This is a genomic window from Halorubrum sp. SP9 (assembly GCF_005435015.1).
Classification (GTDB): domain Archaea; phylum Halobacteriota; class Halobacteria; order Halobacteriales; family Haloferacaceae; genus Halorubrum; species Halorubrum sodomense.
In genome coordinates, this window is record NZ_SGXU01000005.1 from 86,865 (window position 1) to 111,892 (window position 25,028).

The window sequence follows — 25,028 nt, forward strand, 5'->3', positions numbered from 1 at the left end:
AACCCGCGTCACGACCGTGACAGGGTCGTATGATGGGCCACTACACCATCCGGGCAAACAGGCGACAGCGCCCCGAAACCGGGGACGCCCGGAGCGGGATTTGAACCCGCGTCACGACCGTGACAGGGTCGTATGATGGGCCACTACACCATCCGGGCTTGTCGCACCAGTTCGTACCCCTGTCTGGCAGATAAGGCTTGTCATCGCCGTCCGGAGTGAGGGTCGGTAACAGGGGATTTCGGCTCTCGGATGCCGGCTCCCGGGGACCGGCGGGGTCGACGCGCGAGCGCGTCGTTCGTCCGCTCCGGTATCCTTTTGTGTTGACCCTGCGTGCGTGTGAGTGTCGAACGCCCCCGTCGGGAGCCGTGCGCGGCGAAACTTGGTAAGTCTTATGCCGCTGGCGTATATATGTTCCTGTAGTATCTCGTGATAGCTTCTTTCAATAACCACCACCCATGGTAGACGTAAGCCAACACGAACTCGTCCCGGACCACGTGCTCCTCGACGCCGACGAGATCGAGGAAGTCCTGGCGGAGTACGACGTGAAGAAAACGAACTTACCGAAGATCAAACGCACGGATCCCGCGCTCTCCGACGAGGCCGAGGTCGGTGACGTGGTGAAAATCGTTCGAAACTCCCGCACGACCGACGAGGCGGTCGTCTATCGACTGGTCGTCTCATGAACAGGCAAGACCGACGCGTTGTCTCACGCGAGTACTTCTCGGACGAACGGCTCGCCGAACACCACTTCCGCTCGTTCAACAACTTCCTGGACCGCGGTATGCAGGAGGTCGTCGACGAGAAGGAGACGATCGAGACGGACATCGGCGACAAGGAGGGTCAGGAGCCCGTCTACGTCGAGCTCGGGGACGTGCGGATGGTCACCCCGCGCGTCCGCGAGGCCGACGGCTCCGAGGAGCTGCTCTACCCCCAGGAGGCGCGGCTCCGCAACATCACCTACTCGGCGCCCGTGTTCATGGAGATGTCCATCGTGCGCGGCGGCGAGGACGAGCCGGAACAGGTCGTCGACACGACCGAGACGAAGGTCGGCCGGATGCCGATCATGGTCGGCTCGAACAAGTGTAACATGGCGGGCTTCTCCGACGAGGAGCTCATCGACATCGGCGAGGACCCCGTCGACCCCGGCGGCTACTTCATCGTCAACGGCTCCGAGCGCGTGCTGATGACCTCGGAGGACCTGGCGCCGAACAAGATCCTCGCGGAGTACGACTCGAAGTACGGCGACGAGATCCAGGTCGCCAAGACGTTCTCCCAGCGCCGCGGGTACCGCGCGCTGGTGCTGTGCGAGCGCAACCGCGAGGGGCTGCTCGAAGTGTCGTTCCCCTCCGTCTCCGGCTCCATCGACTTCGTGACGCTCGTCCGGGCGCTCGGACTCGAATCCGACGAGGAGATCGTCCACCGCGTCTCGGACGACCCCGAGATCGTGAAGTTCATGCTGGAGAATCTGGAGGAGGCCGACGTCCAGACGACCGAGGAGGCCATCGAGACCCTCGGCGAGCGCGTCGCCTCCGGTCAGGGGAAGAACTACCAGCTCAAGCGGGCGAACTACGTCATCGACCGCTACCTCCTCCCGCACCTCCACGAGGAGGGCGTCGACGAGGAGGACGTCCGCATCAACAAGGCGTACTACCTCTGCCGGATGGCCGAGGCGTGCTTCGAGCTCGCCTTGGACCGCCGGGAGGCCGACGACAAGGACCACTACGCGAACAAGCGCCTGAAGGTCTCCGGCGACCTGATGCGCGACCTGTTCCGCACCGCGCTGAACAAGCTGGCGCGCGACGTGAAGTACCAGCTCGAGCGCGCGAACATGCGGAACCGGCAGCTCACCGTCAACACGGTCGTCCGCTCCGACGTGTTGACCGAGCGGCTCGAACACCCGATCGCGACGGGGAACTGGGTGGGCGGGCGCTCGGGCGTCTCCCAGCTCGTCGACCGGACGGACTACATGGGCGTGCTCTCGCACCTCCGGCGCCTGCGCTCGCCGCTGTCGCGGTCGCAGCCGCACTTCGAGGCGCGGGACCTCCACGCGACCCAGTGGGGTCGCATCTGTCCATCCGAGACGCCGGAGGGGCCGAACTGCGGGCTCGTGAAGAACTTCGCGCAGGCGATGGAGCTCTCACAGACCGTCGAGGACGAACAGGGGCTGAAACGAGAACTGGCGTCGATGGGTGTCGAGGGTATCCCCGGCATCGAGGGCGTCGAACGACAGACGGCGGACGACTGATCATGGCACAAGCAGAACGCGAAGCGAAGGTGTACGTCAACGGGAGCCTCGTGGGCACCCACGAGAACCCCGACGAGCTCGCCGAACAGATCCGCGAGGCACGCCGCCGCGGCGACGTCTCGGAAATGGTGAACGTCTCGGTGAAAGACCGGACCCGAGAGGTCATCGTCAACGCGGACGCGGGGCGGGCGCGGCGCCCGCTCATCGTCGTCGAGAACGGCGAGCCGCTGCTGGGCGACGAGGAGATAGCGGCCGTCGAGCGCGGCGAGGTCGAGTTCGAGGACCTCGTCGAGCGCGGCTACGTCGAGTTCATCGACGCCGAGGAGGAGGAGGACATCCTCGTCGCCGTCGACGAGGAGGACGTGACCGAGGACCACACGCACCTCGAGATCGACCCGCAGCTCGTCTTCGGTATCGGCGCGGGGATGATCCCGTACCCCGAGCACAACGCGAGCCCCCGGATCACGATGGGCGCGGGGATGATGAAGCAGTCGCTCGGGCTCCCCTCGGCGAACTACCGGATCCGGCCCGACACGCGTCAGCACCTGCTACACTACCCGCAGCTGGCGATGGTGAAGACGCAGACGTCCGACCAGATCAGCTTCGACAAGCGGCCGGCGGCGCAGAACTTCGTCGTCGCCGTGATGTCCTACGAGGGGTTCAACATCGAGGACGCCTTGGTCATGAACCAGGGCTCCGTCGACCGCGCGCTCACCCGCTCGCACTTCTTCCGGACCTACGAGGGCGAGGAGCGCCGGTACCCCGGCGGTCAGGAGGACCGCTTCGAGATTCCGGAACAGGACGTGCGCGGCGCCCGCGGCGAGGACGCGTACACCCATCTCGACGAGGACGGCCTCGTCAACCCCGAGACGAAGGTGGACGAGTCCTCGGTGCTTTTAGGAAAGACGAGCCCGCCGCGCTTCCTCGAGGAGCCCGACGACATGGGCGGGCTCTCCCCGCAGAAGCGCCGTGAGACCTCGGTGACGATGCGCTCGGGCGAGTCGGGCGTCGTCGACACGGTGACGCTGATGGAGGGCGAGGACGGCTCCAAGCTCTCGAAGGTGAAGGTGCGCGACCAGCGCGTCCCCGAGCTGGGCGACAAGTTCGCGTCCCGACACGGACAGAAGGGCGTCGTGGGCCACCTCGCGCCCCAGGAGGACATGCCCTTCACCGAGGAGGGCGTCGTCCCCGACCTCGTGATGAACCCGCACGCGCTGCCGTCGCGGATGACGGTCGGTCACGTGCTGGAGATGCTCGGGGGCAAGGTCGGCTCGCTCCGCGGCTCCCGGGTCGACGGCACGCCGTTCCAGGGCGAAGACGAGGAGGAGCTCCGCGACGGACTGGAGGACCACGGCTTCAAGTCCTCCGGCAAGGAGGTCATGTACTCCGGCGTCACCGGCGAGAAGATCGACGCCGAGATCTTCGTCGGGACGATCTTCTACCACAAGCTGTACCACATGGTGTCGAACAAGCTCCACGCCCGCTCGCGCGGGCCGGTCCAGGTGCTCACGCGCCAGCCGACCGAGGGGCGGGCCCGCGAGGGCGGGCTGCGCGTCGGGGAGATGGAGCGCGACACGATCATCGGCCACGGCGCGTCGATGGTGCTCAACGAGCGGCTGCTCGAGTCGTCCGACGCCGAGACGGTTCACGTCTCCGCGGAGACCGGGCTCGTCGCCGTCGAGGACCGCGAGCAGCGCCGCGTGTACGACCCGGTCACGGGCGACGAGGACGACATCCACGAGCTGGAGGTCAGCTACGCGTTCAAGCTGCTGCTCGACGAGATGATCGCCCTCGGCATCCGACCGAAACTCGAACTGGAGGACGCGATTTAGATGTCAATGCAAACACCGAAAGTGCTGGGCGGGATCGACTTCGGCCTCATGGACCCGGAGACGTACCGGGACATGTCCGCGACGAAGGTGATCACGGCCGACACGTACGACGACGACGGCTACCCGATCGACATGGGGCTGATGGACCCGCGACTGGGCGTCATCGACCCCGGTCTGGAGTGTCGGACCTGCGGCTCCCACTCCGGCTCCTGTAACGGCCACTTCGGCCACATCGAACTGGCCGCGCCCGTCATCCACGTGGGCTTCACGAAGCTCATCCGGCGGCTTCTCCGTTCGACGTGCCGCGAGTGCGGCCGGCTCGCCTTGGACGAGGCGCAGCGCGACGAGTTTCGAGACCGCTACGAGCGCGCGAAGGAGCTCGGCGACGACGAGCACGACGTGCTGAAGGCCGCCGTCCGGCAGGCCCGGAAGGCGTCGACCTGCCCGTTCTGCGGCGAGCCGCAGGCGGACATCAAACACGAGAAGCCGACCACCTACTACGAGGTCCAGGACGTGCTCTCGGGCGACTACTCCGAGCGAATCGCGGCCGCGATGCAGCCCGACGAGGAGGCGGACGACCCGGGCACGTCGCCACAGGAGCTCGCCGAGGAGACCGACATCGCCTTAGACCGGATCAACGAGATAATGGCCGGCGAGTTCCGCCCGCGCAAGGAGGACCGCCGCGCCATCGAGAAGGCGTTAGATGTCGACCTCACCGAAGAGGACATGAACAAGCTGATGCCCTCGGACATCCGCGACTGGTTCGAGGACATCCCGGACGAGGACCTCGAGGTCCTCGGCATCGACTCCGAGCACTCCCGCCCGGAGTGGATGATCATGACCGTGCTCCCCGTCCCGCCGGTCACCACGCGTCCCTCCATCACGCTCGATAACGGCCAGCGCTCCGAGGACGACCTCACGCACAAGCTGGTCGACATCATCCGGATCAACCAGCGGTTCATGGAGAACCGCGAGGCGGGCGCCCCGCAGCTGATCATCGAGGACCTCTGGGAGCTCCTCCAGTACCACGTCACCACGTTCGTGGACAACGAAATCAGCGGGACGCCCCCGGCGCGCCACCGCTCCGGTCGCCCCCTCAAGACCCTCAGCCAGCGGCTGAAGGGGAAGGAGGGGCGCTTCCGCGGCTCGCTTTCGGGGAAGCGCGTCAACTTCTCCGCCCGGACCGTTATTTCGCCGGACCCGACCCTGTCGCTGAACGAGGTCGGCGTCCCGGACCGGGTCGCCATGGAGATGACGCAGACGCTCAACGTCACCGAGCGCAACGTCGACGAGGCGCGTCAGTACGTCCGGAACGGCCCCGAGGCCCACCCCGGCGCGAACTACGTGCGTCGCCCCGACGGGCGCCGGCTGAAGGTGACCGAGAAGAACTGCGAGGAGCTCGCCGAGAAGGTCGAACCCGACTGGGAGGTGAACCGCCACCTCGTGGACGGCGACATCGTGATCTTCAACCGCCAGCCCTCGCTCCACCGGATGTCCATCATGGCCCACGAGGTCGTGGTGATGCCGTACAAGACGTTCCGGCTCAACACCGTCGTCTGTCCGCCGTACAACGCCGACTTCGACGGTGACGAGATGAACATGCACGCGCTACAAAACGAGGAGGCCCGCGCCGAGGCGCGCGTCCTCATGCGCGTCCAAGAGCAGATCCTCTCGCCCCGCTTCGGCGGGAACATCATCGGTGCGATTCAGGACCACATCTCCGGGACGTACCTGCTCACCCACTCGAATCCCGAGTTCTCGGAGACGCAGGCGCTGGACCTGCTCCGCGCCACGCGCGTGGACGAGCTGCCCGAGGCCGACGGCGTCGACGACGACGGCCGCGAGTTCTGGACCGGCCGGACGCTGTTCTCGGAGCTGCTCCCCGACGACCTCGACCTCTCGTTTACCTCCTCGGCCGGCGACAGCGTCGTCATCGAGGACGGCCAGCTGATAGAGGGGACCATCGACGAGGACGCGGTCGGCGCGTTCGGCGGCGAGGTGGTCGACACCCTCACCAAGGAGTACGGCGAGACCCGCGCCCGCGTGTTCATCAACGAGATCGCGTCGCTGGCGATGCGCGCGATCATGAACTTCGGGTTCTCGATCGGGATCGACGACGAGTCGATCCCGCCGGAGGCCGAAGAGCAGGTCGACGAGGCGATCGAGAGCGCCTACGACCGCGTCCAGGAGCTCATCGAGACGTACGAGGCCGGCGAGCTCGAGTCGCTGCCGGGCCGCGGCGTCGACGAGACGCTCGAGATGAAGATCATGCAGACGCTCGGGAAGGCCCGCGACTCGGCCGGGGAGATCGCCGACCAGCACTTCGGCGACGACAACCCGGCCGTCGTCATGGCCCGCTCCGGCGCGCGCGGGTCGATGCTGAACCTCACGCAGATGGCCGGCTCCGTCGGCCAGCAGGCGGTCCGCGGCGAGCGGATCAACCGCGGCTACGAGGACCGGACGCTCTCCCACTACCGGCCGAACGACCTCTCCTCGGAGGCGCACGGCTTCGTGGAGAACTCCTACCGCGGCGGGCTCACGCCCCAGGAGTTCTTCTTCCACGCGATGGGCGGCCGCGAGGGGCTCGTCGACACGGCGGTCCGGACCTCCAAGTCCGGCTACCTCCAGCGGCGGCTCATCAACGCGCTCTCCGAGCTGGAGGCGCAGTACGACGGGACGGTCCGGGACACCTCGGGCCGCATCGTCCAGTTCGAGTTCGGCGAAGACGGCACCTCGCCGGTGAAGGTCTCCTCCGGCGAGGAGGACGGCATCGACGTCGACGGCATCGTCGACCGCGTGGTCGACGCCGAGTTCGCCTCCGACGAGGAGAAGGAGCGGTTCCTCGGCGAGCGCGAGCCGCCGACGAACCTCTCCGAACACGCCGGGCCGGGACTTAACAAGGCCGGCGGGCCGGGGGTGGAGTCCGATGACTGAGTTCGACGGCGTCACCGACGACATGGAGGCGGTCGTGGAGGCGACCGAGCTTCCGCGCCGACTCAAGACGAAGGTGTACGAGGCGATAGACCGGAAGGCCGAGGAGGCCGGCGAGGTCACCATCGAACAGGCGACCGACATCGTCGAGGGCGTCGAGAACCGCTACGAGCAGACGCGGGTTGATCCCTTGGACCCTGTGGGCACTGTTTCTGCCCAATCGATCGGCGAGCCCGGGACGCAGATGAGCGTCCCGTCCGACGAGCGCGTCGTGGTTCGGCGGAGCGGTACGACCGACGTCGTCGAGATCGGCCCGCTCGTCGACGAGGTACTGACGTCCCGCGAGTCCCGGTCGGTGGACGACCACGAGGTCGGGCTCGCGCCCGACGGGCTGGAGACGCTCAGCCTCGACGGCGGCGAGGGCGTACGCTGGAAGCCCGTCGAAGAGGTCAGTCGCCACGACGCGCCGGACGAGCTGCTTCGGTTCGAACTCGAGTCCGGTCGGACGATCCGGGCGACGAAGGCCCACTCGTTCGTCACCCGGCGCGACAACGAGGTCGTCCCGGTCGCCGGCGACGACCTCGAAGCGGGTGACTGGCTCCCGGTCGTCGGCTCGTACGAGAGCGACGGCGACGACGAGGTCGACCTCCGGGAGTTCCTCCCGGCGACCGACTACTGGTACACGTCGACGCTCGCCGACGGCGGCGTCGACACCGCTCCGGTCGGGGCGGATCAGCTCCGCAACAAGCGCGACGCGCTCGACGCCGGAGACCTCGACGGGGAGACCGTCTATCCGACCGGCGGGACGGTCGGTCTCCCGGAACGATTCCCGCTCGACGCGGAGACGGGGTTCTTCGTCGGCGCGTGGCTCGCGGAGGGGTCGCTGACGGACCACTACGTGTCCGTCTCGAACGTCGACGAGACGTTCCAGGACCGCGTCCGAGCGTTCGCCGATCGGTTCGACCTCTCGGTGAACGAGTACGAGAACGACAGCGGGTTCGCTCGCGGCTACGACGTTCGCGTGAACGGGACGATCCTCGCCGACTTCCTGCGCGCCGCGTGTACGGAAGACGAGCAGAAGATCGTTCCCGGATTCGCGTACGGCGCGGACGACGAGTTCGCCCGGGGGCTGCTTAGTGGGTACTTCAGCGGCGACGGCAACGTCGCGGAAAGCGCGGTCCGTTCCAGTTCGACGAGCGACCGGCTCACCGCGGGAATCGCGCTGCTGCTCGCTCGGTTCGACGTGTACGCGACGCTCGGCGAACAGGACGCGTCGCGGACGCTCCGCGTGCCGAAGAAACACGTCCAGCGCTTCGCCGACCGGATCGGAATGGTCGGCGAGCGGGGAGACGAACTCGACGCTGCGGCCGCCGAGCTCGACGAGACGGGACCGGACGCCACCGATCAGGTTCCGAACTTCGGCGACGCGCTCCGCGAGGTCGCGTCCGACGCCGGCATTCCGAGCCGACAGGTGAACGCGGCGTCGAACCGCCAGCGGATCGGCCGCTCTCGGCTCCGACGGCTCGTTGACGAGGCGGAGGAGGCCGGCGTCGACTCGGAGGCGTTCGACGAACTCCGCCAGGCGGTCGCCGGCGACGTGGTGTGGGACCGCATCGAGTCGATCGAAGGCGTATCGACCGAACACGACCACGTGTACGACTTCTCGGTCGAGGGACTGGAGACGTTCACCACGGCGGAGGGCGTCGTGACACACAACACGATGAACACGTTCCACTACGCTGGCGTCGCAGAGATCGACGTCACGCAGGGGCTCCCCCGGCTCATCGAGCTGGTGGACGCTCGGAAGACGCCGGACACGCCGATGATGACGGTCCACCTCGACGGCGAGTACGCCACCGACCGCGAGAAGGCCCACGAGGTCGTCTGGTCGATCGAGGCCACGCGCATCCTCGCGCTCGGTGACGTGTCGACGAACGTCGCGGACATGCTGGTCCGGATCGACCTGAACGACGACACCCTCCTGGAGCGGTGGCCAACCCACTCCGACCCGACGGAGATCGCCGGGATCATCGCCGAGACGATCGAGGACGCGTTGGGCGTCGACGTCCGGCAGGCCGGCACCGTGATCGAGTTCGGCCCCAACGAGCCGAGCTACCGCGAGCTGCTCCAGCTCGTCGAGCGGCTCCGGGAGATCGTGTTCAAGGGGATCGAAGAGATCGAGCGCGTCGTCATCCGCAAAGAGGAGATCGACGGCGACGAGGAGTTCGTCCTCTACACCGAGGGGTCGGCGTTCGGCGACACCCTCGACATCGAGGGGGTCGACGCCTCGCGGACGACGTGTAACAACATCCACGAGATCTACCGCAACCTCGGCGTCGAGGCGGCCCGCGAGACGATCATCGACGAGACGAAGAACACGCTCGAAGAGCAGGGGCTCGACGACGTGAACGTCCGTCACCTCATGCTCGTGGCCGACATCATGACGAACAACGGCGAGATCGAGTCGATCGGCCGGCACGGAATCTCCGGCAACAAGGACTCGGTGCTCGCTCGCGCGGCGTTCGAGGTGACGGTCAACCACCTGCTCGACGCCGCGATCCACGGCGAGTACGACGAGCTCGACGGCGTCATCGAGAACGTCATCGCCGGCAAGCCCATCTCGATGGGGACCGGCGACGTCGACCTCCGGATGGGGTCGCGCGTCGTGAGCGACGACTGATGTACGTCGAGCTCTCCGACGAGGCGCGGCGATACATCGGTCGGTTCGACGAGCTGACCGGCGTCGCGCCGACCGACTGCCTCGTGGAGGGCGACCGGCTCGTGTTCGTGGTGCCCGCCGGCGAGATGGCCGCCGCGATCGGGCAGGCCGGCGAGACCGTCGCGGAGGCCGAGCGCAAGCTCGACAAGTCGATCGAACTGGTCGAGGACGCCGACACCGCGGAGGCGTTCGTCGCGAGCGCGCTCGCGCCGGCGGCGGTCAACGCCGTCACCATCTCGGAGCAGAACGACCGCGTCGCGTACGTCGAGGTCCCGGAGGCGGACCGCGGCGTCGCCATCGGCGCGGACGGCGACAACATCGAGACCGCCCGCCGACTCGCGGAGCGGCACTACGACGTCGACGACGTCCAGCTAACCTGAGCCGGGAACCCGCGCCCTTTTCCCGACGCGCCAGCTCGCTCTCGCATGGACCGAAGACGCTTCCTCGCCGGAGTGGGAGTCGGAGCCGCGGTCGGCGCCGCAGGCTGCCTCGGCGGCGACGGGTCGGACCGACCGTTCCCCGACGCCGACTGGCGGGCGGCGGACGGCCTCGACGCGGCGACGCTCGCGGAGCGACACGCCGACGCGCTCGTCGACGCCGGGGGCGCCACGCTCTCCTCGACGGCGGCGACGAGCCACGACGGCGACGCGGAGCCGAGCCCGTGGCTCCCCTCACAGGAGTACGAGGCCGCCTACGACCTCGAAAACGGGCGCCAGTACGTGCGACAGGAGGTGACCGAGACCGACGAGCCGGACGTCTCGGAGCTGTACGTCGCCGACGGGACGGCGTTCATCCGCCGGCGCACCGCCGACGGGACGCGGTACGCCCGCCGGTCGACGGACCGGTCGGCGGCGGCGCTCGAGTCGGCGATGCGCTCGGAGGTGGCGACCGGGATCCGCGTCGAGGAGGAGACCGAGGGCGGCAAGACGGAGTACGAGGGGCTGAATCTGTGGAACCCGGCGAGCGACGGCGAGGGCGAGGTGCGCGGCGAGCCGACCGCCCGGTTCACCGCCGACGCCTTCGAGGGGGACCGGAACATCCCCGAGACCGTCGAGACGGCGTCGGCGACCGTTCACGTGTACGAGTCCGGCGTCGTGCCGCGGCTCGTCCAGTCGTGGGCGGGCGACCACGACGGGCAGTCGGCCACCGTCGACGTCGACATCGACTACCTGGACCTCGGCGCGACGGTGTCGGAGCCGGCGTGGGTCGAGACGGCGCGCGAGGAGACGAGCGGCTGACGCTCGAGGCGCCCGACGGGGATCGAACGACCGGCGCTCTCGTCGGCTTACCGGCTCAGCGGGAGCGAGCGTCCGTCGTTTTCGATCGCGCCTCCGCGTGAAACACTCTCAGATCCGTCGAGAGGTGCCGCTCGGGGGATCTGAGGCCGTTTCGCGACGGAGAAAGACGACGCTTAAGTAGCTCCGTTCGGAAGTAGGCGTACGATGGCGAACGGCAAGTACGCGGCCCGTAAGCTCAAAAAGGACCGGCAGAAGCGCCGCTGGTCCGACTCCGAGTACGCTCGGCGCGAGCGCGGGCTCAAAAAGAAGTCCGACCCCCTGGAGGGTGCCCCGCAGGCGCGCGGCATCGTCCTCGAGAAGGTCGGCATCGAGGCAAAGCAGCCGAACTCGGCGATCCGAAAGTGCGTCCGGGTTCAGCTCATCAAAAACGGGAAACAGGTCACCGCGTTCTGTCCCGGTGACGGCGCGATCTCCTTCATCGACGAGCACGACGAGGTCACGATCGCCGGGATCGGCGGCGCGAAGGGTCGCGCGATGGGCGACCTCTCCGGCGTCAACTACAAGGTCGAGAAGGTCAACGGCGTGTCGATGATCGAACTGGTTCGCGGCAACGCGGAGAAACCGGTCAGATGAGCGGCGAAGAGACCGAGGCGCCGTCCGAGGAGGACGTCGCCGCCGACGAGCCGGACCCTGACGCGCCCGCCTCCAGCGAGGCCGCCGACGAGAACGCCAAGCTGTTCGGCGTCTGGGACGTCACCGAGATCGCCTACGAGGACCCGTCGACGAAGCGCTACATGACCGTGACGCCCATCGCGCACACGATGGGTCGCCACGCGTCCAAGCAGTTCAAGAAGTCGGAGATCTCGCTGGTCGAACGCCTCATCAACCGTCTGATGCAGACGGACGAGAACACGGGGAAGAAACAGCAGGCGACCCGGATCGTCCGCGACGCGTTCGACATCGTCCACGAGCGGACCGAGGAGAACCCGGCGCAGATCCTCGTGACGGCCGTCGAGAACGCCGCGCCCCGCGAGGAGACCGTCCGCCTGAAGTACGGCGGCATCTCCGTCCCGAAGGCGGTCGACGTCGCCCCGCAGCGCCGCGTCGACCAGGCGCTGCTCTTCATTTCGGACGCCGTCGCCAGCGCGACGTACAAGTCGACGACCTCGGCCGCCGAGGCGCTCGCGAACGAGCTCGTCGCCGCGGCCGACTACGACGCCGAGGGCTCCTACTCCATCTCGCAGAAGGAGGAGCGCGAACGCGTCGCCGCCGCGGCCCGCTAACCCCGTCCCGACCGACGGTCGCTTTCTCTCTCCCCGAGAGCTTTTTCGCGACGCTCACCGACCGGTCCGTCCCGATCGGGTCGCCGTCGCGGGTCTCACCGCGAGCGGTGACCCCAGTCCCGTCGATACGGGTCGCTCGCGGCGGGAAAAAACGAAAAATCGGGGTCGATCGGTCGCGTCGACCGCGCGGGTTCAGTCGTCGGCCGGCGCCGCGCCGGAGCCGTCGTCGACGTGCTGCTGTTTGACCCACGAGAGCTTGCCGCCCGCCGAGAGGATGTCGCGCTCGCGCTCGGAGGCGTCCAGGTCGGCGGTGAACTCCCACTCGCCGTTGACGCTCACGGTGAACTCCTCCTGGCCGGAGGAGACGCCCGCGGGCACGTCGTCCAGGATCTCGAGGTCGTCGCCTTGGTCGATCCGCTCGTACGTCTCCTCGTCGATCGCCAGCGGGACGATCCCGAAGTTGAAGAGGTTCGCCTTGTGGATGCGGGCGAAGCTCTGCGCGAAGACCGCCTCGATGCCGAGGTACATCGGACAGAGCGCGGCGTGTTCGCGCGAGGAGCCCTGGCCGTAGTTCTCGCCGGCCACGAGGACGCCGCCGTCGGCAGCGAGCGCGCGCTCGGCGAACGTGTCGTCGACGCGCGAGAGCGTGAACTCGGAGAGCTTCTCGATGTTCGAGCGGAACTTCAGGATGTCCGCCGTCGCCGGGATGATGTGGTCGGTGGTGATGTTGTCCTTCATCTTGAGAAGGGCCTCACCGCCGTCCACGTCGATGTCGTCTTTGAGCGGCACGTCGCCGATGTTCGGGCCCTTGACGAGGCCGTCGTCGATCGCCTCGTCGGGCGAGATGATGTCGGAGTCGGACCGGCCCATGCCGGGACCGTACTTCGTCCCCATCTCGAGGCCGGGCGCCTCGAGGTCGCCGAGCTCGTCCGCGAGGTCGCGCGGGTCGACGATCTCGCCGGTGATGGCCGCCGCGGTGGCGACCTCGGGCGAGCAGAGGAAGACGGAGTCGTCCTCGATGCCGGAGCGACCCTCGAAGTTGCGGTTGAAGGTGCGCAGCGAGACGGAGTCGGACGCGGGCACGTGGCCGATGCCGATGCACGCGCCGCAGGTCGCCTCGGAGAAGTTGACGCCGGCCGCCATCATCTCCGCGGTCCAGCCCTCTCGGGCCAGCATCTCGGACGCCTGCTTGGACCCGGGCGCGACGATCATCTCGGTCCCCTTGGAGACCTCGCGGCCCTCCAGCATCTTCGCGCTGGGGAGGATGTCCTCGTAAGCGCCGTTGGTACAGGAGCCGACGATGACCTGCTCGACGTCGGTGCCCTCGTACTCGCTGACGGGGGCGACGTTGTCGGGCATCGACGGCGCGGCCACGAGCGGTTCGAGCTCGCCGAGGTCGACCTCGATCGTCTCCGCGTACTCCGCGTCGTCGTCGGGCTGGAGGTCGACGTACTCCTCCTCGCGGTCCTGGCGCGCGAGCCAGTCTCTCGTTTTCTCGTCGGTCGCGAAGATCGAGGAGGTGGCGCCGAGCTCGGTGCCGAGGTTCGTGATCGTGGTCCGCTCCGGGATCGAGAGCTTCTCGGCGCCGGGGCCGGTGTACTCGAAGATCTTGCCGACGCCGCCCTTGACGGTCAGCTCGCCGAGCAGGTGGAGCGCCACGTCCTTGGCGGTCGCCCACTCGGGGAGCTCGCCCTCGAGGTGGACGTTGACGACTTCCGGCATCTCGACGTAGTAGGGGCCGCCGCCCATGGCGACGGCGATGTCGAGGCCGCCGGCGCCGATCGCGAGCTCGCCGAGACCGCCGGGGGTCGGCGTGTGCGAGTCGGAGCCGAGCAGCGTCTTGCCGGGTGCCGCGAAGTTCTCCTTGTGGACCTGGTGGCAGATGCCGTTGCCGGGCCGAGAGAAGTAGGCGCCGTACGTGCCGGCCGCAGAGCGGAGGAAGCGGTGGTCGTCGGTGTTCTTGAAGTCGAACTGGTACGTCTGGTGGTCGCAGTACTGCGCGGCCAGCTCCGTCTGGACCTCGTCCAGATCGAGCGCCTCGAACTGGAGCCACACCATCGTCCCCGTGGTGTCCTGCGTCAGCACCTGGTCGATATCGATGCCGATCTCCTCGCCGGGCGTCAGCTCGCCCTCGACGAGATGGTCATCGAGGATCTTCTCCGTAATCGTTTGTCCCATATCACGCGGAGATGGCTCTCCCGTGAATATAAAACCCGCGAGTTTCACGAAGATCGACCGTGTTAGATCCCGTGATCCAGCAACATTCGCTGCGATCTCGACGTGACACCACGCACCGTGAAATGCGTAGCCGTTCCGAGTATTTTAGGTCATTAAACGTCTGAAACGGCGTAAATCGACCGTTTCAACGGTCCCGGCGAGACCGGCCGCTTCCGGTCCGATCGGCGCGGCGCGCGTCCGACACCGTTTAGCGTCGCCCGCGGTTCCGGACGCCCATGTTCGACTCGGGAGCCGCGGTCACGGCGGCGCTGGAGGCGGCCGGCGCCGACCTCGACGACGCGCAGCGACAGCCGAACGGCGTCGACCTCACCGTCGACGCGGTGTTCGCACAGACCGAACCGGGCCGGCTCGGGCGCGACGGGAAGCGCGTGGGCAAGCGCCGGGAGCTGGAGCCCAGAGGCGACTGCTACCGGCTCGAACGCGGGAGCTACGTCGTGCGGTACGGCGAACCGGTTCGGATCCCGGCGGGCCGGATCGGGTTCGTCCTCCCGCGCTCGACGCTGCTGCGGAACGCCTGTACCCTCGACACCGCGGTGTGGGACGCGGGCTACGAGGGCGTCGGGGAGGGACGGCTCGACGTGGGGCACCCGATCGAGATCGAACCGGGCGCGCGGATCGCGCAGCTCGTCCTCGCCGAGGCCGACCACGAGGGGACGTACGACGGCGCGTACCAAGAAGAGAATCTCTGAGCGGCGGTGCGGGCCGGCCGCGCTCGGGAGAGCGATCGAGGGGCGGCGGGTCGCCTACGCCCCGTCCCAGTCGCCGCCGACGCGGTCGATCCCCATCATGTCCTCGCCGGCGTGTTCGGTGAAGACGACCTTACAGTTCGGCTCGGGGACGCCGAGCGCCTCGACGGCCCGCTCCATCACCGCCAGCGCGAACGCGCGCTTGTACTCGAACGGGCGTCCCCCGCGGATCTCGGCGTCGAGGAACAGGAGCGGCCCCTCGACCGCCCGGCCGATCGCCATCGCCGAGGGGTCGTGTTCGGCGATCGTCACCGCGACGTGGCCGGCCGTCGTCTCCATCTCCTCGGTGTACCGCTCGGTGACGAACGCGACGAACGACTCCCGTTCCGCCGGCGACAGCGACAGCGTCGTCGCGAACTGTAACAGCGGCATACCCGCGACTCGGTCCGAAAGGACTTCGCACTGTCGGCCGCGCGGGCGTGACGCGTCGAGCCGCGGCGACGCGAGCGAGTCGCTCGGCGAGTAAAGGAACGAACGGCGCGCCCGTGCCGGGAAAAGGTGGCACGAGCGCGTCGTTCTGTAGGTCCCCGCTGACGCTTCGGCCCTCCAAGCGAAGCGTCACCTAAAACAAGCGGTGGTAACCACTTAAGGGTGCCGGGGGCGGCAGATCTGTGGTATTAGTTTCCGGCAATCCGTTCACAACAGCTCGCTAATTAGAACACCGAAACCGCACGACAGCGTCTACTCCGGACGGTCAGAGGAGTTCGTCCGCGCTACTGCCGGGCGGGGTGGTCCGCGCGGAGTCCCGTCTGTCCCTCGCCGAGGAGCCGCTCCCGGAGGGTCTCGCCCGGGGGTTCGGCGTCCGCCTCCGGGACGAGGCCGCGCTCGCGCAGTTCCGGCACGACGAGATCGACGAAGTCGACGAGCGAGTCGGGGCGGACGACCTCCTTGACGTTGAAGCCGTGGACGCCGACCTCCTCGTGCCAGCGCTGGAGTTCGTCGGCCACGTGTTCGGGAGTCCCGACGATCTTCGGCGAGGTGGTGCCGAGCCCGCAGAACTCCGCGACCTCGCGGACCGTCCACTCGCGGTCGGGCTGGGCCTTCGTGAACGCGTTCATCGTTCCCTGGATCGCGTCCGTCTCGATGTGTTCGACCTTCCGGTCGGGGTCGAGTTCGGACAGGTCCATGTCGAGGAATCCGGACAGCAGCGCGAGCGTCGCCTCGACGTCTACGTGCCGCTTGTACTCCTCGTACTTCGCTTCCGCGAGCGCCTGCGTCTCCCCGACGACCGGGACCACGCCGATGAAGAATCGGAGGCTCTCCGGGTCGCGGCCGGCGTCGGCCGCGCGGGACTTCACGTCGTCCATGTACTCGACGACGCCCTCCTCGGTCGGCTGGCTGGCGAAGACCGCCTCGGCGTTGCGCGCGGCGAACGACCGCCCGTAGTCGGAGGAGCCCGCCTGGTAAACGACGGGCGTGCGCTGGGGCGACGGCTCGCAGCCGTGCGGCCCCGGCACCGAGAAGTGGTCGCCCTCGTGGTCGATCGCGTGTACCTTCTCCGGATCGCTGTACCGGCCGGCCTCGCGGTCGACCTCGACCGCGCCGTCCTCCCAGGAGTCCTCCCACAGCGCGTAACAGACGTCGAGGAACTCGTCGGCGCGGTCGTACCGGGTCTCCTTGTCCATCCGCTCGTCGAGGCCGAGGTTCGCCGCGGCCGACTCCAGGTAGGAGGTGACGACGTTGATCGCGATCCGGCCGTCGGTGAGGTGATCGAGCGTCGAGAACTCCCGCGCGAGCTGGTAGGGGTGGTTGTACGTCGTCGAGCGCGTCACCGCGAACCCGAGGTCGTCGGTGACCTCGGCCATCGCGGGCACGACGAGCTGCGGATCGTTCGCGGGCGTCTGGACCGCCCGCTCGACGGCGACCTCCCGGTCGTCGCCGTACACGTCGTAGACCCCGCGCACGTCCGCGAAGAACACGGCGTCGAAGCCGCCGCGCTCGGCGGTCCGCGCGACCTCCGTCCAGTACCCGCGGTCGGCGTAGTCCGTCGACCGGTCGCCGGGGAACCGCCACGACCCGGGCGAGACGTGCTCGACCGAGGCCATGGTGAAGAGGTTGAGGTGTAGGTGATCGGACACGGTCCCGGGTACGCGCTCCGGGGTAATACGGGCACAGGAAGTGGCGGCACTTGTCGCGGTCGCGGACGGGGCGGCCCGCTCGACGGGGACTGCGGCCGCCGCCGCACTCGGCTCGGCGGGGGTCGCCCTACGCCGAGACCGACTCCGGCGAGGAGACGTACGCGGCGAAGTCGGAGGTGGTGATGATACCGATCGGCGCGTCGCCGTCGACGACCGGCACGTGGTGGAAGCCGTGTTCGAGCATCGTCGCGGCGACCGCCGACACGTCGTCCTGCGCGCCCGCCGTGATCGGGTCGGCGGTCATGTACCGCTCGACGGTCGTCTCCGCCTTCGGCTGGCTCTTCGCGACGATGTCGACGAAGTCCGTCGAGGTTAAGATTCCGACGAGGTCGCCGTCGCCGTCGACGACCAGCACCGAGCTGATGTCGTTCTCCAGCAGCACGGCGGCCGCGTCCTCGACCAGCGTGTCCGGCGTCACCGTGTGGAGGTCCGTCGACATCAGCCGCGCCACGAAGACGTCTTCGATCTCGTCCATACCGGAAGGACCCGCTCTCGCCGTATAAGCGTTCTCACAGGTATCGCGAGAGCCCGGACTGCCGGCGCGGGCCGTCCCCGTCGGGCGCGGCGACCCACGCGGTCCGCTCGTCTCGGAGGCCCCCCCTGTCTGCGTCCGGCGGGTCGGCGGGCTCGAAGGCGGGACAGCCGCTCCCGCACTCTCGGCCGGGGTCGACCACGCGGTCGAACTGCGCGCATCGCGGACGTCCGTCCGCGGTCGCCTCGCCGTGCGCGCACGCCGGCGGCTCGGGGCGCCACCCCTTCCCGTACGCGCGCTCCGCGATCCGGCGCCGCTTGCGCGCCTTCGCCGCCGGGTCGACGAGCGCGACATCCGTGCGGGAGGGGCGCTCCGCGCGTATCTCGACGCCGGGCGCGTCCGGGTCGAGCGGTGTCGGCTCGCGGACCACCTCGCGCTCGCTCGTCTCCGGATCGAACCGCCAGACTCCGACCGCGTCGGGGATCCGATTGAGGTGCGCGCGGGTGACGTAGGAGGCGGTCGCGAGGACGACGCGGTCGAAGAGGCTGAGCGCGACGTCGTACCGTAGCTGCGCCTCCAGGTCGCCCGGCGTCCCGAGGTCGGGCTTGTTCTCGATCGCGGTGACCTCGCCGACCCAGTCGTCCGGGTAGCGCGCGGTCGCGCGCACGACCTCCCGCCCGTTCCGCCGCTCGCGTTCGAGGTAGCCGACCTCGGCCGCGCGATCGACGACGGCGGCGGCCCGGTCTGCGGGGAGGTCGAACGCGTCGGCGACGGGGACGGCCTCGCCGGGCCCGACGGGGGCCTCGATGGCCGGGTCGGGGATGCGCTCGGCGCTGATCGCGGCGCGGTCGTCGAAGTCAGGGCCGGGAGACAGCAGACAGACGTCGACGATGCGCGTCCCCGGCGTCTCGACGCCCGCGCCGAGCTGGCGGGCGACGACGCGGTCGGGGGATTCGAGCGCGGCGCAAAGCGCCAGCTCGAACCGGTACTCCATGTGTGCGGCAGGGGCGCCGCGGGCTAAAGCGCGTCGGCGGTCGCCCTCCCGACCGTCCGCCGATACCGATGCGCCTTCCCCCGGTCGAAACCGGTATTCCCCGCCGGCCCCTACGGCGACCATGCGCCGGGTCACCCGGAACCTCCTCGTCGCCATCGCCCTGGTCGTCGTCGCGCTGCTCGCGCTCGGGGCGCTCCCGAGCTACCTCGGGAGCGGCGACCCCTACTACCTCACCGTCGAGCCGATCGAGACGAACGGTACCGCCGCCGACGTGAACAACGTCTCCGACCGGCGGTACCCGTACCTGATCGGCGCGATAGAGAGCGCGGACGGGCGCTCTGAGGGGTACCAGACGGGCCCGTACGGGCTGAAGGAGTCGTTCACGCACACGCCGTTCGACGAGGTCGACGCGCTCACCCGACAGGTGCCCGAGGCCGCGACGGAGACCGGCGTGCGGGTGCGCCGCGACGGCCAGACGTACCACGCGGAGGTCGTCCGTCCGTGACGGGCGAAGCCGGCGGCGACGACGCGGGCGACGGCCCCGGTGACCCCGACGCGGGCGACGGCCCCGGTGACCCCGACGCGCCGGCCACCGACCTCCGCGATCTCCCGGCGTTCTCGGACGGCCGCAACCACTCACTGCCGGGCGAGCCCGAGTGGCCGGTCCGCGAGGTCGTCGTCGAGTACGACGAGGGGTGGTTCGTCGGCGGCTACGACCGCGTCGAGCAGCCCGACGGGACGGAGAAGCGGTACTACTGGGCGGAGCTGTCGCCGGCGACGGTGATCGTCGCGGTCGCGGACGACCGAGTCCTGTTCGTCGAGCAGTACCGCCCCACCGTCCGGAACACCCAGCTGGAGCTCCCCGCGGGGATCGTCGAGTCCGGCGAGTCATACACGGAAGCGGGCGCGCGCGAACTCGCCGAGGAGACCGGCTTCGCGCCGTCGTCGACCTCGCTGCTCCAGGAGGTGTGGTGTTCGACCGGCGTGTTACGCCACGAGCGCGGCTACGTGTTCGCCGAGGGGTTGGAGCCGGTCGACGTCGACCACGACAGCAACGAGTTCCTCGCTCCCCGGGCGGTCCCGGTCGACGAGGCGCTGGCGGTCGCGCGGGAACCCCCGACGAACGACGCCACGCTGGAGGGGTTGCTGTTGGCCAGAGAGGACGGGCTGCTGTAGAACCCGACGCGCGTCCAGTTCCCGGAACCGACGGGGAGATATTTGTCCTCTCGGTCCCTGAACCCGTCCATGAGCCGGACCTCGGAGCAGTCGGTGTTGCTGTCGGACGACCCCCCGCTCGACCTCCGCCTCTCGGACGAGGAGCTGGAGGCGACCCGCGAGCGCATCGTCTCGTTCATCCGCGACGTCGTCGACGACGCGGGCGCCGAGGGCGCGGTCCTCGGCCTCTCGGGCGGCATCGACTCGACGCTCACCGCGCACCTCGCGGTCGAGGCGCTCGGCGAGGAGGGCCTCCACGGGCTCACGATGCCCTCGGCGGTGAACGACGCGGACGTGATGAGCGACGCCGAGCGCGTCGCCGAGGACCTCGGCATCGAGTACGACGTGGTCGAGATCCAGCCGATCGCGGAGGCGTTCTTCGACGCTGTCCCGGAGGCGGCGGACGACCGCACCGCCGCGGGCAACGTCTACGTCCGCACCCGCGCCGTGCTGAACTACTTCGTCGCCAACGCCGAGGACCGCGTCGTCCTCGGCACCGGCAACCGCGCGGAGGCGATGACGGGCTACTACACGAAGTACGGCGACCAGGCGGTGGACTGCAACCCGATCGGCAACCTCTACAAACAGCAGGTGCGCCAGCTGGCCGCGCACGTCGGCGTTCCCCGCGACCTCGTGATGCAGGAGCCGACCGCGGGCATGTGGGAGGGACAGACCGACGCCGAGGAGATGGGCCTCGACTACGACACCGTCGACGCGATCTTAGCGGTCCACGTCGACGGCGGGCTCTCGCGGACGGCGACGGTCCGGGAACTCGACGTGCCCGAGGCGGCCGTCGACCGCGTCGTCGACCTCAACGAGCGCAGCGCCCACAAGCGGGCGATGCCGCCGGCGCCGGAGCGGTAGGGAAAGGGAGAACCGAGCGAGGGGGAGGGCGGAACCGAGCGGTCAGCGGGGGATCAGGCGTCCTGCGCCCGTTCCTTCGCGACCTCCGCGATCCCGGCGTTCGCCGAGCAGTTCGGACACGCGTGTACCCGCCCCCGGTCGTCCCCGAACACCTGGACGAACCGCTCGGAGACGTGCGCCTCGCAGTGTTCACACGTCGACATAGTGGCGTACGGTATCGTGGGTCATCTTCGACACACGTTCACTCGGTGCTCCGCCCTCAAGAGCGCTTTTCAAACTCCGTTCCAAATCGGACCCAAATTGGGGGACGGGAGTCGGAAACTGACGACACCACGGGACCGAAAAAAGGGGTCCGTGAGCGACCGAGAACCGAGCGCGCCGGACCGACGGCCCGGCTCGAAACGCCGCCGAGGCCCGGCGGTCAGAACTCCCGCATGGCTTCGAGCACGCCGTGTGCGGTTCCGTCGTCGATGACCTCGCGGGCGGCGTCGAGGCCGGCCTCGATGGAGTCCGCGTCGCCGCCGGCGTAGATCCGGAGCGCGGCGTTGACCGCGACCGCGTCCGCGAAGGCGCCGTCGCGCTCGCCGGCCAGCACCGCCTCCGTTATCTCCGCGGAGTCGGCCGCGACGTCGTCGACCGCGAGGTCGTCCTCCTCGAGGTCCATCCCGTACTCCGCCGTCTCGATCTCGAAGTCGTCGAAGGAGGCGCCCTCGCTGCCGACGTCCCCGGCGTCGCCCTCGCCGTCGCTCCCGTCCGCGGCGTCCCACTCGGCGACCTTCGTGTAGCCGGGGCGCACGTCGTCGTACCCCTCCATGCCCTGGAACATCAGGACGCGGTCGAGGTCGTGGAACTCGCTCTCGACGAACGTGTCGACCACCTTCTTCGCGAACGCGAGGTGGTAGAAGGAGCCGAGGTGGACGGAGGCGCCGGCGGGGTTCGCCAGCGTCTCGACGGTGTTGACGAACGTCCGAACGCCCATCATGTCGCGGCGGTCGAACAGGTCGTCGACGGCGGGGTTGAAGGCGGGCTGGTAGTAGAAGCCGAAGCCGGTCTCGTCGACCATGTCGGCGGAGTCCGCGGGCGTCAGCTCGGTGTGGACGCCGAGCTCGTCTAAGACGTGCTTGTACGCGTCCTGCTTCTGGGTCGGCACGCGGTCGCCGGAGTGGACGACGATCGGCGTGCCCGCGGCGGCCGCGACGGCGCCCGCCGCGACGCCCAAGATCGCGGTCCGCCCCTTCCCGTCGTAGTTGGCGCCGCAGTCGACGGGGTCGGCGTCGGGCTCCGCGTACTCGACGCGCTCGCACATGACGTCGACGTACGCTCCGAGCTCCTCCGGCGTGTTCCGCTTCCAGCGGTTCGCGAGCCAGAACGCCCCGAGCGTCGTCGGGTCCGGCTCGTCCGCGAGAACCCGCTCGAACGCCTCGGTCGCCTGCGCGCGCGTCAGGTCGTCGGCCGACTTGTGGCCGGAGCCGCAGACCTCGGTCATCAGCCGCTTGAGGGGCCACTCGCCGAACTCCTGGGTCGCCTGAGCCATACCCTCTCTTCGGGTCCTCGGACGAAAAGTCCCCCGTTCGTCTCCCGCCCGCCGGGAACGAATCGAGCCGATGGCCGGTCGCTCTACGCGCGACCGAGGCGACGCGCGACCGAGGCGACGCGCGCGAGCGGCGAGGCCGGGCTGTAGCGTCAATCTCGCCGGATCCGTGGCACTCGTTCACAATCAATAACTCCACGAGCGTTCGTTTCTTAGACAAAAGAAAATATTTTCCACCTGTTCTATCCTCTTTTGATTCTATATTAGGCTCTAAACAGCGTTAGAGTTATATGTATGTCCATCTACTGGCTGATTGTACCCGATGACGTCCAAATCCGTCGCCACCGCGCTCACGCTGTATCGTTCCCGCACCCTGACGCTCGAACAGGCCGCGACCGTCGGCGGCTGCTCGACGACGCAGCTGGAAGAGAGCGCCCAGGCGTTCGCCCCGGCGCCGGGCGAGGCCCCCGCCGACGACTGACGCGCGCGGCCCCGTCGACGACCAGTCCCGCTGACGCTCGGCAGCCTCCGAAACCCGTACGTACGCCCGCCCCCTAACCGGCGTAATGAGTCCGGACGCCGACTGGCGGGCCGACGTCGACGCGGTCGACGCCGCCCTCATCGACGAGTACCAGAGCGGCTTCCCCGTCGAGGAGCGCCCGTTCGAGCGGGTCGCCCGCGACGTCGCGGCCGAAACTGGAACCGACGTCGACGCCGACGAGGTCCTCGACCGCGTCCGCGACCTCCGCGAGCGCGGGGTGTTCCGACGGTTCGGTGCGGTGCTCAACCCGCCGGTCATCGGTTCCTCGACGCTGGCGGCGGTGCGCGCGCCCGAGGACCGGTTCGACGAGGTCGCGGAGGTCATCAACGGCTACCGGCAGGTGAACCACAACTACCGCCGCGACCACGAGTGGAACCAGTGGTTCGTCGTCACCGCCGGCTCCCGGGAGACGCGCGACGCGATCCTCGCGGAGATCGAGGAGCGAACCGGCTGCGAGGTGCTGGCGCTCCCGATGCTCACGGACTACTACATCGACCTCGAGTTCCCCGTGGTCAACGCGGATCGATTCGCGCGGGAGTCGCTCGAAGAGACGGACGTCTCCGCCACCCGAATCTCCGAGAGCGCGCGCGGCGACCTCACGCCCCTCGAAGCCGACCTCCTCCTCGCGATCCAGGACGGCTTCCCGCTGTCCGCGACACCCTACGCCGACGTGGCGAGCGAGATCACCGCGAACGGGTCCGGCGTCGACCCGACCGTCGACGAGGTCCTCGCGGCGGTCGAGCGCCTGCTCGCGGACGGCTGTATCAAGCGGATCGGCTGTATCGTCAACCACGTCGTCACCGGGTTCACGAACAACTGTATGGTGGTCTGGGACGTGCCCGACGACGAGCTGGACGAGCGCGGCGAGGCGGTCGGGAGCCTCCCGTACGTCACCCTCTGTTACCACCGGCCGCGTCGGCCCGATCAGGACTGGGAGTACAACCTGTTCACGATGATCCACGGCCGCGAGGCCGAGGCGGTCGACGCGAAGATCGACGAGCTGGCGGCCGACCACCTCCCGTTCGACCACGAGCGGCTCCACTCGACGGCGACGCTGAAACAGACCGGCGCGCGCTACGAGGACCTGGTCGCGGACGAGGCCGAGTGACCGCCGGGAGCGACCCGACTCGCCCGCGCGAACGGGCGGGTTTTTGCCCCGCCCGTCGGAACCCTCTCGCATGGCAGACGCCTTCGATCGACTCGGGTACGGGACGTACAAGCTGGCCGACGGCGAGGAGTGCGTCTCGGGGGTCGCACACGCGATCGAGACGGGGTACCGCCACGTCGACACCGCGCAGGGGTACGACAACGAGGCGTCCGTGTCGGCGGGGATCGACCGCACCGACGTCGACCGCGAGGACCTGTTCGTCGCGACGAAGCTCTCGACGGACAACCTCTCGTACGCCGACGCGACCGCGACCGCGCGGGTGAGCCGCGACCGGCTCGGCGTCGACTCGATCGACCTGCTGTACGTCCACTGGCCGATCAACAGCTACGACCCCGAAGGGACGCTGTCCGCGCTCGACGACCTCGTCGACGACGGCGTGATAGACCGGATCGGGCTCTCGAACTTCCGGCCCGACCAGCTCGACGAGGCGATCGACCGCCTCGACCACGACGTGTTCGCCCACCAGGTCGAGTGTCACCCCCTGCTCCAACAGGAGACGCTCCGCGAGCGCGCGGTCGAGCACGACCACTGGCTCGTCGCCTACTCGCCGATCGCGCGCAACCGCGTCGCCGAGGTCGACGCCCTCAGAGAGATCGCCGCGAGCCACGACGTGACCCCGGCGCAGGTGAGCCTCGCGTGGCTGCTCTCGAAGGAGCGCGTCGCGCCGATCCCGAAGGCGGCCGACTTCGGGCACGTTCAGGACAACTGGGCCGCCCGCGAGATCGACCTGACCGACGACCAGATCGCCCGGATCGACGCGCTCGACCGCGGCGAGCGGATCGTCGACTTCGAGGAGGCGCCGTGGAACCGGGCCTGATATCCGGAGGGCTCAATACCGGTATTGTCCCCTCATAGTCGGTTTAACGCGGCTCC

General features: G+C 68.8%; 23 protein-coding genes and 1 tRNA gene. 16 read left to right on the forward strand and 8 right to left on the reverse strand.

Annotated features, from left to right (window positions below; translation table 11 throughout):
* Positions 1-85: 85 nt before the first annotated feature.
* Positions 86-158: transfer RNA gene (locus EXE45_RS04865), tRNA-Asp, on the reverse strand.
* 297 nt (positions 159-455) lie between these two features.
* On the opposite strand from EXE45_RS04865, the gene EXE45_RS04870 reads away from it, so the two are divergent.
* From EXE45_RS04870 to EXE45_RS04910, 9 genes are all read left to right on the forward strand, one after another.
* On the forward strand, positions 456-683 hold the full coding sequence (locus EXE45_RS04870; RefSeq protein ID WP_092920576.1) for a DNA-directed RNA polymerase subunit H: 228 nt from the start codon (positions 456-458) through the stop codon (positions 681-683).
* On the forward strand, positions 680-2,245 hold the full coding sequence (locus EXE45_RS04875) for a DNA-directed RNA polymerase subunit B'' (RefSeq protein ID WP_004599096.1): 1,566 nt from the start codon (positions 680-682) through the stop codon (positions 2,243-2,245). The genes EXE45_RS04870 and EXE45_RS04875 overlap by 4 nt, the downstream gene beginning before the upstream one ends.
* Before the next feature lie 2 nt (positions 2,246-2,247).
* Positions 2,248-4,077 carry a DNA-directed RNA polymerase subunit B gene (gene rpoB / locus EXE45_RS04880; protein WP_092920577.1) on the forward strand — a complete coding sequence of 610 codons (1,830 nt, stop codon included), beginning with the start codon at positions 2,248-2,250 and terminating at the stop codon, positions 4,075-4,077.
* Positions 4,078-4,083: 6 nt separating this feature from the next.
* Positions 4,084-7,011: a DNA-directed RNA polymerase subunit A' gene (locus EXE45_RS04885; protein ID WP_137693689.1), complete on the forward strand. Its 2,928-nt coding sequence runs from the start codon at positions 4,084-4,086 to the stop codon at positions 7,009-7,011.
* Between the two features lie 22 nt (positions 7,012-7,033).
* Positions 7,034-9,688: a DNA-directed RNA polymerase subunit A'' gene (locus tag EXE45_RS04890; protein WP_241989422.1), complete on the forward strand. Its 2,655-nt coding sequence runs from the start codon at positions 7,034-7,036 to the stop codon at positions 9,686-9,688.
* Complete coding sequence (locus tag EXE45_RS04895; RefSeq protein ID WP_092920580.1) at positions 9,688-10,107, forward strand: NusA-like transcription termination signal-binding factor; 420 nt, start codon at positions 9,688-9,690, stop codon at positions 10,105-10,107. Before EXE45_RS04890 ends, EXE45_RS04895 begins: the two co-directional genes overlap by 1 nt.
* Before the next feature lie 45 nt (positions 10,108-10,152).
* The gene (locus EXE45_RS04900) at positions 10,153-10,965 is read left to right on the forward strand and encodes a hypothetical protein (protein WP_137693691.1); all 813 of its coding nucleotides are present in this window, start codon (positions 10,153-10,155) and stop codon (positions 10,963-10,965) included.
* A gap of 204 nt (positions 10,966-11,169) precedes the next feature.
* Positions 11,170-11,598 carry a 30S ribosomal protein S12 gene (locus EXE45_RS04905; RefSeq protein WP_004599087.1) on the forward strand — a complete coding sequence of 143 codons (429 nt, stop codon included), beginning with the start codon at positions 11,170-11,172 and terminating at the stop codon, positions 11,596-11,598.
* A complete protein-coding gene (locus EXE45_RS04910; protein WP_137693692.1) occupies positions 11,595-12,248 on the forward strand; it encodes a 30S ribosomal protein S7 in 654 nt (217 codons plus the stop codon). Before EXE45_RS04905 ends, EXE45_RS04910 begins: the two co-directional genes overlap by 4 nt.
* A 192-nt stretch (positions 12,249-12,440) precedes the next feature.
* Here EXE45_RS04910 and EXE45_RS04915 read toward each other — a convergent pair whose 3' ends face one another.
* Entirely contained in the window at positions 12,441-14,426 is a 1,986-nt protein-coding gene (locus tag EXE45_RS04915; protein WP_092920583.1) for an aconitate hydratase, read from the reverse strand.
* Positions 14,427-14,701: 275 nt separating this feature from the next.
* Between EXE45_RS04915 and EXE45_RS04920 the strand changes: the two genes are divergently transcribed.
* Positions 14,702-15,175: a deoxyuridine 5'-triphosphate nucleotidohydrolase gene (locus EXE45_RS04920; protein WP_137693693.1), complete on the forward strand. Its 474-nt coding sequence runs from the start codon at positions 14,702-14,704 to the stop codon at positions 15,173-15,175.
* A 54-nt stretch (positions 15,176-15,229) separates the two neighbouring features.
* Here EXE45_RS04920 and EXE45_RS04925 read toward each other — a convergent pair whose 3' ends face one another.
* The 4 genes from EXE45_RS04925 to EXE45_RS04940 all read right to left on the reverse strand — a co-directional run bounded on the left by EXE45_RS04925 (position 15,230) and on the right by EXE45_RS04940 (position 18,836).
* Entirely contained in the window at positions 15,230-15,604 is a 375-nt protein-coding gene (locus EXE45_RS04925) for a tautomerase family protein (protein WP_137693694.1), read from the reverse strand.
* Positions 15,605-15,945: 341 nt separating this feature from the next.
* Complete coding sequence (locus tag EXE45_RS04930) at positions 15,946-17,310, reverse strand: LLM class flavin-dependent oxidoreductase (RefSeq protein ID WP_137693695.1); 1,365 nt, start codon at positions 17,308-17,310, stop codon at positions 15,946-15,948.
* 127 nt (positions 17,311-17,437) lie between these two features.
* Positions 17,438-17,845, reverse strand: a complete 408-nt coding sequence (locus tag EXE45_RS04935; protein ID WP_092920587.1) for a cyclic nucleotide-binding/CBS domain-containing protein — start codon at positions 17,843-17,845, stop codon at positions 17,438-17,440.
* Positions 17,846-17,879: 34 nt separating this feature from the next.
* Positions 17,880-18,836 carry a DUF5787 family protein gene (locus EXE45_RS04940; protein WP_137693696.1) on the reverse strand — a complete coding sequence of 319 codons (957 nt, stop codon included), beginning with the start codon at positions 18,834-18,836 and terminating at the stop codon, positions 17,880-17,882.
* A 121-nt stretch (positions 18,837-18,957) separates the two neighbouring features.
* Here EXE45_RS04940 and EXE45_RS04945 point away from each other — a divergent pair, with 121 nt between their 5' ends.
* The 3 genes from EXE45_RS04945 (at position 18,958) to EXE45_RS04955 (ending at position 20,915) form a co-directional block, all read left to right on the forward strand.
* Positions 18,958-19,341 (forward strand): hypothetical protein, encoded by a 384-nt coding sequence (locus EXE45_RS04945; protein ID WP_092920589.1) that lies wholly within the window; start codon positions 18,958-18,960, stop codon positions 19,339-19,341.
* Complete coding sequence (locus tag EXE45_RS04950) at positions 19,338-20,012, forward strand: NUDIX hydrolase (protein ID WP_137693697.1); 675 nt, start codon at positions 19,338-19,340, stop codon at positions 20,010-20,012. The genes EXE45_RS04945 and EXE45_RS04950 overlap by 4 nt, the downstream gene beginning before the upstream one ends.
* Positions 20,013-20,081: 69 nt before the next feature.
* Positions 20,082-20,915 carry an NAD+ synthase gene (locus tag EXE45_RS04955; RefSeq protein WP_137693698.1) on the forward strand — a complete coding sequence of 278 codons (834 nt, stop codon included), beginning with the start codon at positions 20,082-20,084 and terminating at the stop codon, positions 20,913-20,915.
* A gap of 53 nt (positions 20,916-20,968) precedes the next feature.
* Here EXE45_RS04955 and EXE45_RS20325 read toward each other — a convergent pair whose 3' ends face one another.
* Entirely contained in the window at positions 20,969-21,118 is a 150-nt protein-coding gene (locus tag EXE45_RS20325; protein WP_167603326.1) for a hypothetical protein, read from the reverse strand.
* A gap of 218 nt (positions 21,119-21,336) precedes the next feature.
* Complete coding sequence (locus EXE45_RS04960) at positions 21,337-22,449, reverse strand: anthranilate phosphoribosyltransferase (RefSeq protein WP_137693699.1); 1,113 nt, start codon at positions 22,447-22,449, stop codon at positions 21,337-21,339.
* A gap of 319 nt (positions 22,450-22,768) precedes the next feature.
* Between EXE45_RS04960 and EXE45_RS20330 the strand changes: the two genes are divergently transcribed.
* The 3 genes from EXE45_RS20330 (at position 22,769) to EXE45_RS04970 (ending at position 24,972) form a co-directional block, all read left to right on the forward strand.
* Positions 22,769-22,927, forward strand: a complete 159-nt coding sequence (locus EXE45_RS20330; RefSeq protein WP_167603328.1) for a hypothetical protein — start codon at positions 22,769-22,771, stop codon at positions 22,925-22,927.
* Positions 22,928-23,012: 85 nt separating this feature from the next.
* Positions 23,013-24,095, forward strand: coding sequence for an Lrp/AsnC family transcriptional regulator (locus tag EXE45_RS04965; protein ID WP_137693700.1), 1,083 nt, complete (start codon positions 23,013-23,015; stop codon positions 24,093-24,095).
* Between the two features lie 70 nt (positions 24,096-24,165).
* Entirely contained in the window at positions 24,166-24,972 is an 807-nt protein-coding gene (locus tag EXE45_RS04970) for an aldo/keto reductase (RefSeq protein WP_092920594.1), read from the forward strand.
* Positions 24,973-25,028 lie beyond the last annotated feature (56 nt).

Excerpts from the sequence above, each read along its gene's own strand:
- EXE45_RS04925 (WP_137693694.1), bottom strand. The coding sequence starts at position 15,604 with ATGCCGCTGTTACAGTTCGCGACGACGCTGTCGCTGTCGCCGGCGGAA.
- EXE45_RS04965 (WP_137693700.1), top strand. The coding sequence starts at position 23,013 with ATGAGTCCGGACGCCGACTGGCGGGCCGACGTCGACGCGGTCGACGCC.
- EXE45_RS04955 (WP_137693698.1), top strand. The coding sequence starts at position 20,082 with ATGAGCCGGACCTCGGAGCAGTCGGTGTTGCTGTCGGACGACCCCCCG.
- EXE45_RS04895 (WP_092920580.1), top strand. The coding sequence starts at position 9,688 with ATGTACGTCGAGCTCTCCGACGAGGCGCGGCGATACATCGGTCGGTTC.
- EXE45_RS20325 (WP_167603326.1), bottom strand. The coding sequence starts at position 21,118 with ATGTCGACGTGTGAACACTGCGAGGCGCACGTCTCCGAGCGGTTCGTC.
- EXE45_RS04940 (WP_137693696.1), bottom strand. The coding sequence starts at position 18,836 with ATGGAGTACCGGTTCGAGCTGGCGCTTTGCGCCGCGCTCGAATCCCCC.
- EXE45_RS04900 (WP_137693691.1), top strand. The coding sequence starts at position 10,153 with ATGGACCGAAGACGCTTCCTCGCCGGAGTGGGAGTCGGAGCCGCGGTC.
- EXE45_RS04970 (WP_092920594.1), top strand. The coding sequence starts at position 24,166 with ATGGCAGACGCCTTCGATCGACTCGGGTACGGGACGTACAAGCTGGCC.
- rpoB (WP_092920577.1), top strand. The coding sequence starts at position 2,248 with ATGGCACAAGCAGAACGCGAAGCGAAGGTGTACGTCAACGGGAGCCTC.
- EXE45_RS04905 (WP_004599087.1), top strand. The coding sequence starts at position 11,170 with ATGGCGAACGGCAAGTACGCGGCCCGTAAGCTCAAAAAGGACCGGCAG.
- EXE45_RS04910 (WP_137693692.1), top strand. The coding sequence starts at position 11,595 with ATGAGCGGCGAAGAGACCGAGGCGCCGTCCGAGGAGGACGTCGCCGCC.
- EXE45_RS04945 (WP_092920589.1), top strand. The coding sequence starts at position 18,958 with ATGCGCCGGGTCACCCGGAACCTCCTCGTCGCCATCGCCCTGGTCGTC.
- EXE45_RS04935 (WP_092920587.1), bottom strand. The coding sequence starts at position 17,845 with ATGGACGAGATCGAAGACGTCTTCGTGGCGCGGCTGATGTCGACGGAC.
- EXE45_RS04920 (WP_137693693.1), top strand. The coding sequence starts at position 14,702 with ATGTTCGACTCGGGAGCCGCGGTCACGGCGGCGCTGGAGGCGGCCGGC.
- EXE45_RS04870 (WP_092920576.1), top strand. The coding sequence starts at position 456 with ATGGTAGACGTAAGCCAACACGAACTCGTCCCGGACCACGTGCTCCTC.
- EXE45_RS04960 (WP_137693699.1), bottom strand. The coding sequence starts at position 22,449 with ATGGCTCAGGCGACCCAGGAGTTCGGCGAGTGGCCCCTCAAGCGGCTG.
- EXE45_RS04885 (WP_137693689.1), top strand. The coding sequence starts at position 4,084 with ATGCAAACACCGAAAGTGCTGGGCGGGATCGACTTCGGCCTCATGGAC.
- EXE45_RS04915 (WP_092920583.1), bottom strand. The coding sequence starts at position 14,426 with ATGGGACAAACGATTACGGAGAAGATCCTCGATGACCATCTCGTCGAG.
- EXE45_RS04875 (WP_004599096.1), top strand. The coding sequence starts at position 680 with ATGAACAGGCAAGACCGACGCGTTGTCTCACGCGAGTACTTCTCGGAC.
- EXE45_RS20330 (WP_167603328.1), top strand. The coding sequence starts at position 22,769 with ATGACGTCCAAATCCGTCGCCACCGCGCTCACGCTGTATCGTTCCCGC.
- EXE45_RS04890 (WP_241989422.1), top strand. The coding sequence starts at position 7,034 with ATGGAGGCGGTCGTGGAGGCGACCGAGCTTCCGCGCCGACTCAAGACG.